Genomic DNA, 2,123 nt, shown 5'->3' with positions numbered 1-2,123 from the left:
TGGAAGCTCAGCAGGCCGTCGGTGCCGGTGGTCGCGGGCGCGCGCAGCTGCGGGATCGCCGGGGTCGGGTTCGGTGCCGCGGGCCCCGCACCGGGCTGGCTGCCGACGTTGAGGTATAGCGCGCCGCTGGCCACCGTCGCCTCCGGCTGGTCGAGCGTCGCCGGCGTCACGCCGAGCCCCTCCTGGATCAGCCGGGCGACGAGCGGGATCCGCGACGAGCCGCCGACCAGGTAGACGCCCGAGAGCCGGTCCGGGGTCTGGTTGGCCTCGCTGATCGTCGTCGACAGCAGCTCGACCGAACGGGCCAGGTTGGGCCGGATGAGCTCCTCGAACTCGCTGCGCGTCACATGCACGTCGTGGAACGGTGCCGGGAACGCGATGTCGGTGTGCGGGTGCCGCGACAGCGCCTCCTTGCCCTCCTTGATGTCGACGGCGAGGGCGCGCTGGGCCCGGCGGCTGGCGGTGTCGGTCGGCCGGTTGAGCTTGGCCCACTCCTCGGGGTTCGTCGGCTGCTGCGAGCGGCCGACGTGCTCGAGGATCGCGTGATCGAAGTCCAGGCCGCCCAGGTCGGGCAGCCCCGCCTCGGCGATGACCTCGAAGCCGTTCGCGGTCTTCTGCACGATCGCCACGTCGAAGGTGCCGCCACCCAGGTCGTACACGGCCAGCGCCTGCCCGGGCTGCATGTTGTGCCCGCCCTGGCTGACGAAGTGGGTCGCGGCGCCGACCGGCTCGGGCACCAGGATGGGGTCGTCGCTCAGGCCGGCCTCGCGGCACGCCGCGACCAGCACGTCGCGGCGGGTCTTGCGCCAGCGCGCGGGGTGGGTCAGGCGGACGACGTCCGGCCGGGCGCCGTCGAACTGCCGCCGGAACTCCTGCAGCACCCGGCCGAGTACGGCGGCGATCGCCTGCCGGACCGGGATGACGTCGGTGCCGAGCAGCATCTCGCCGTCGTCGATGCGTCGCTTCGGGTTCGGCTCGTAGCGGCTGGGGTCGATGCGCGCCTGCCGGTCGGCGTCCCGGCCTACCGCGATCGTGCCGTCCTCGCCGAGGTAGACGGATGAGGGGACCAGCGGGCTGCCGTCGATCGTGAGCAGCCGGGGAGCGGTGCCGTCGACGGACACGGCCGCGACGGTGTTCGACGTACCGAAGTCGATCGCAAGAACACGCATGGGCCCCCCTGGCCTTGACGATGGGGACGCGAGGCTCGGGCGGACCGGCGAAGCACCCCGGGAGCGGCACACGTCACGTGCCATAGTGCCATGTGCCGTTGCCGCCGACCTCGCCTCGACCCGGGTCGGACGAAAACCCGCCCCGTTCGGCTCCGAAGCGGTCATTTCCCAGGTCATCGCCACGGGTGTCGTCGCACGAGCCCTATGTCACGGTTTCCTGAAGCGGGCCGCCGCGCGGTCGCGCGGTGGTTAGGGTGGGCCCAAGCACGCTCATGAAGCCCGCGGCATGAAGGACGACTCTGTGGCGAACAAGCACGACGAGAGCGAAAACGACCGCTGGCTGGAGCAGATCCGCAGCACGCCGCCCGCGCCGGGCCCGGCGGGCGCACCGGCGGCGGGCAAGCCGCTGGATCCCGACCCGTGGCTCGACGGCCCGCAGCCGGGCGGCTACCCGGATCCCTTCGGCAGCACCGCACCGCCGGATCCGTTCGGTGCCAAGCAGGCAGCCGCCGAGGGACCCGCCGCGGACCGGACCGCCGCGTGGGAGGACCGGCCCGGTGATCCGTCGCGGACGGACGCCGAGGACCGGTGGCAGTCTCGCGAACCGGTTGCCGCTCCCGCGCCCATGCCGACGTACCGCCCGTCCCAGGATCCCGCGCCGATGCCGACCGCGCGCCCGCCCGGCGAGCCGGCGCCGATGCCGACGTACCGTCCGGCTGCGGACGCGGCGGGGCCCGAGCGGTCGTCCGATCCGTGGCCCCCCGGCTACGACATCCCGCGGCTCGCGGCGGACGCCGACGATGACGGCGCTGCCGAGCCGGAACCGCGGCACGCGGCCAAGGAGAGCGAGTCCGCATGGCTGCCCCCGTCGCCACCCGCGCATCAACCCGGTGCGCAGTCTCGTTGACCCACCCGCCAGCGGCGCCCTAGCCGTGTCCTACCTGCGCGTCTCCA

At 73.7% G+C, this 2,123-nt stretch carries 2 protein-coding genes; one reads left to right on the top strand and one right to left on the bottom strand.

From position 1 onward, the window contains the following. On the bottom strand, positions 1 to 1,169 hold a 1,169-nt coding region (locus F8A92_RS18335), incomplete at its 3' end, for an Hsp70 family protein (protein ID WP_153506622.1). Between the two features lie 286 nt (positions 1,170 to 1,455). Here F8A92_RS18335 and F8A92_RS18330 point away from each other — a divergent pair. Continuing rightward, positions 1,456 to 2,076, top strand: a complete 621-nt coding sequence (locus F8A92_RS18330; protein WP_153506621.1) for a hypothetical protein — start codon at positions 1,456 to 1,458, stop codon at positions 2,074 to 2,076. Positions 2,077 to 2,123: the final 47 nt, after the last annotated feature.

It is taken from the genome of Cumulibacter manganitolerans (assembly GCF_009602465.1).
Taxonomy (GTDB): Bacteria; Actinomycetota; Actinomycetes; order Mycobacteriales; family Antricoccaceae; genus Cumulibacter; species Cumulibacter manganitolerans.
This window is presented reverse-complemented; position numbering and strand designations above follow the sequence as displayed.

Coding starts and splice junctions, on each gene's coding strand:
- F8A92_RS18330 (WP_153506621.1), top strand. CDS start 1,456: ATGAAGGACGACTCTGTGGCGAACAAGCACGACGAGAGCGAAAACGAC.